Source organism: Modicisalibacter radicis, assembly GCF_900961225.1.
Taxonomy (GTDB): domain Bacteria; phylum Pseudomonadota; class Gammaproteobacteria; order Pseudomonadales; family Halomonadaceae; genus Modicisalibacter.
In genome coordinates this window covers 1-4513 of the sequence record NZ_CAAHFN010000091.1, presented here as the reverse complement: position 1 = coordinate 4513, position 4513 = coordinate 1, and the positions used below count along the sequence as shown (strand labels likewise).

Genomic DNA, 4513 nt, shown 5'->3' with positions numbered 1-4513 from the left:
CGCGTCACTCCATGAGTGCTCAAGGGGCTGGAGACTACCTATCGCTTCCCGGCCGCCACATTCGGACAGCCGGAAAGAGATGAGGCTCTTCCGGAAACCGGCCCTCAGGCCGGCTCCTTCTCGGCTACATGTGTGAGGCGCTCACCACTCAGTGTTTCCATCACCTGTGTCAGCAAGGTCTCGCCGGTAACGATCGCGAAGTGATCTTCCGGGGTCTCGACGGTATAACGAGGTGTCTGGCCAAGTTGACGCGCCAACGCTTGGCGTTCCTCGTGTGAGCGCCCCGCGGCCCACCAACAATCCGCCGGGTAACGCAGAGCCGGCAAGGCGTCGACCTCCAGGGAGAGCTGCTTCAGGTGGCGCGCGACGCAGAAGATCCGCGCCAGTTCCTCGCCACCCAATGCCGCATAGCCCTCTCGACCCTGTGCCCCCTCCAACGCCAGTCGCTGCTCCAGCATGACGGCGAGCTCCGTTTCGCTCGGGCACGCCTCTCGCCCTTCGTCATCGACTGTCCGTGTCTCGGGCGAGACACCCGGCAGTATCACCGATACGAAAGCGGCAAAATCGCGCCGCCAGTCATCCTCGCTCCGCTGGCCGGCCTCCGGGACATAGGGATCCACCAGGACCAACAGACTCACCTCCTGGCCTTGCTCCTCCAGCCGCTTCGCCACCATCACCGCCAACGTTCCGCCGAGAGACCACCCCAGCAGCCGATAGGGGCCCGAAGGTTGCAGGCGACGCATGGCTGTCGCATAGGCATCGGCCATCGCAGCAAGCGACGTATCGCGATGCTGCGGGTCGGTCAACATGCGGCAGGGCAGGCCGTACACCGTACATATCCCTTGCAGGCGCCGGGCCAGCGGTCGGTAGTCATAGACGGTGCCCATGCCGGCATGCACGCAGAACAGTGACGGTCGATTCCGACACTCGCCATTGAGCATGACCACACCGTCCAGCGAGGCATCCGCTGACATATTCAGTCCCAGCAAACCGGCAATGGTCGGCTTCTGCATCAGATCGCGCAGCTTGAAATCGAGCTTGGGCTCTTGCAGAGCCCGCACACGACTCAATACTTTCAAGCTCAGCAGCGAATCGCCCCCCAGCTCGAAGAAGTTGTCGGTTTCGCCGACCCGCGCCACACCCAGCACCTCTTGCCAGATCTCGGCGAGCCGGCAAGCCTCCGGCGTGGACGGCGCGACGTACGCCTGGGAATCCTCCAGACGTGGTTCGGGCAGCGCTGCCTGATCCAGCTTGCCATTGACCATACGTGGCAGGGTCGGCAGCACCATGATATGCGCCGGTTCCATGTACCTGGGCAAGTACGTTTCGAAATGTCGACGGGCACGCCGCTCGACGCGCGTATCATCCGTCTCGTCGGCAACCAGGTAAGCAACCAGTTGATCTCCGCTCGAGGCTTCCTGGGTGACGATGGCGGCCTCACGCACGCCCGGCACTTCACGGGCTCGAGACTCGATCTCGCCCAACTCGATGCGGAAACCACGGATCTTCACCTGATGATCCACCCGGCCCATGTACTCGACGTTACCGTCTTCCCGCCAGCGCACCAGGTCCCCCGTGCGATACAGACGCCCCCCCGGCACACCGAAAGGATCGGCCACGAAGCGCTCCGCGCTCAGACCGGCCCGCCCCAGATACCCTCGCGCCAGTCCATAGCCACCGATATACAGCTCACCCACCATGCCCCTGGGCACAGGTTGCAGGTTGCCGTCCAGCACGTACGCCGCTCTCTCGCCCACCGGGCGACCGATGGGGGCATAGGCGCAATCGAAGGTCTCATTGGCCGGCGTCTTCCACAGCAACGGTGTCACCACCGTTTCGGTGGGCCCATAACCATTGATGAACCAGCGGGGTCGCAGTGTATGGCGTGCCTTGTCGTACGCCGCTTTGGGCATTGCTTCGCCGCCGAAGACGTACAGTTCCACAGGCGGCACATCGTCACGCCCTTCGGCCCAGTCGGCGATCTGGTTCAGATAGGCCGGCGGGAAGGCCACGTTCGCCGCCCGATAACGCTGCAAAGCCGCATATGACTGCTCCGCCGTCCACAACGCCTCGTCGCGCAAGGCCAGGCTCGCCCCCATGCACAGCGCCGTCAGCCAGCGCTCATGGGCACCGTCGAAGGAGAACGACATGAAGTGCAACTCGCAGGAGTCCGGCGTCATGCCATAAAGCTCACTGATGGCCTGGCAATGCATGGCCAGCGGGCCATGCGTCACCCCGACGCCCTTGGGCGTACCGGTGGAGCCCGAGGTGTAGATCACATAGGCCAGCGAGTGCTCATGTTCCGTCACCTCGGGCGCATTATCGCCATAGCACGAAAGGTCGAGACCATCGCAGTCGATGCAAGGCACATCGCCCACCGCAGGCAGGCGCGGCAACACGGAACGTTGCGTCAATAGCAACGCCATACCGCTATCCTCGGCCATGAAACTCAGCCGTCCCGGTGGCAGGGCAGGATCCAGCGGCACATAGGCGCCGCCGGCCTTGAGCACCGCCAACAGCGTGACGATCATCCGCGGGGAACGTTCCAGCGCCACCCCAACCCTGACGTCGGACCTCACGCCCTGCTCACGCAGGTAATGCGCCAGATGGTTGGCATGGACATCGAGTTCCGCAAAACTGAGTCCCTGATCGCCCATGCGCAGCGCAGTGGCATCAGGACGCTCGACGGCATGTGCTGCAATGCGGCGATGGACAGGCGTGCGAGGGAAACCGTCACGACCACTTTGACCCAATTCACGCAATGCTTGCCACTGTGAGGTTGGGATCCATTCCAGCTCACCCAGGCGGCTATCGGGTGTAGCCGCCATCTGGCGCATCAGCCACTCCATGCAACCTCTCAGCTCATGGACGAATGCATCCGCGAAGTCACTTCGGCTATAGCAGTACTCGATTTCCAGTTCATCACCGACCACGACCTGCAGGTCCATTGCATACCCCGTCAACCCCTCGCCCTGGATGTCACCGAAACGCAGGCCATGGCGTTGCTGATCGCGCAGGGTTCTATCGATCGGGTAGTTCTCGAAGACGATGATGCTGTCGAACAGAGGACGACCGGGCGATCCCGCCCAGCGCTGGATGTCCGCCAGGGCGGCATGCTCATGCTCGCGTATGCGCAGATTGCTTGCCTGCACGCTCTGCAGGTAATCCCCGACGCTCTGCTCGGGCCGCGCCGTCACCGCGACGGGGATCGTGTTGATGAACAGGCCCACTATCTCCTCGACGCCCGGCAAACTCGGCGGACGACCGGCTACCGTCGCGCCGAACACCACGCGATCCCGCTGACAATAGCGCTGCAACAGCAGTCCCCAGACCGCCTGTACCAAGGTATTCAGTGTCACGCGTTCACGTTGGACAGCAGCCTGCAGCACCGAGGTCTCCTCCCGGTCCAGACGCGTATAAAGCTTGGCGAATCCTTGCCGCTCGCTATCATCCTGGCGCTCCGACTCCGCCAGCAGCGTCGGCCCTTCCAACGTCTCCAGCTCCGATGTCCAGAAGGTCTCGGTCGACGCGCTGTCCTGGTGCTGCAACCAACGGATGTAGTCTCCATACTCCGGGCCGGGGTTCGGCAACGCATCCCCCGCATAACAGCTCAGCCACTCACCGATCAGGCGGGAGTCGGACCAGGCATCGGACAAGATATGGTGCCGAGTCCACAGTAGATGGTAGCGATCCTCAGTGAGACGAATCAGGGTCAACTTCGCCAGTGGTGGTGCCAACCAGTCGATGTCGCGCTTGAGCTCACATTCAGCCCGATCCTCCAGTTCCTCCTGGCACACATCGCCCTTGGCACGCCAATCCAACTGAACAATCTCCGGTGCGCCCCGCGTGAAGACAAGCTGTAGCGGGCGCGCCATGCCCGCCTGCCACAGAAAACCGGTTCTCAGGACGGCATGACGTTCGACCATGACGTGCCAGGCCTGCACCAGCCTGTCGGCGTCCATGCCGCTGACGTCCACACTCAGTTGATTGACATAGAGACCGGGCTCCTCGGCTTCCTGAGAATGGAACAGCATTCCTTCCTGGGTGGGCGACAGCGGATAGACATCCTCGATGCGCGCCTCATCGAGACCCAGGGCCGCGATCTGCTCGCCACTCAGGAACTCCGACAGCCTGCCGCGCTCGGCCGGATACCGCTGATGCCCCGCGTCACCCGAGACACGCGTCGCCACCCGCGCCAGTTCGGCCACGCGCTGATGCTCGAACACCTGGCGGGGTGTGATCGCCCAGCCGACCTGGTGCAGTCGCGCGACGATCTGCAGGCTGAGAATCGAGTCGCCGCCCAACGTGAAGAAGTTGTCGTGGCGACCGACCCGCGCCACGCCCAGCACCTCCGACCAGATCGCCGCCAGGGATTCCTCTACGTCGCCCTGGGGCGGCTCGTACCCCGGGCCGCTGGCGATGTCAGGCACCGGCAGCGCCTGGCGATCCACCTTGCCGTTGGGCGTCAGGGGCAAGGCCTCGAGCACCACGCAGGCACTCGGCACCATATAGT

At 63.5% G+C, this 4513-nt stretch carries 1 protein-coding gene; it reads right to left on the bottom strand.

Annotated features, from left to right (window positions below; translation table 11 throughout):
* Window positions 1–104 precede the first annotated feature (104 nt).
* Complete coding sequence (locus tag HR9077_RS17100; RefSeq protein ID WP_168380983.1) at window positions 105–4490, bottom strand: non-ribosomal peptide synthetase; 4386 nt, start codon at window positions 4488–4490, stop codon at window positions 105–107.
* Between the last annotated feature and the right edge of the window lie 23 nt (window positions 4491–4513).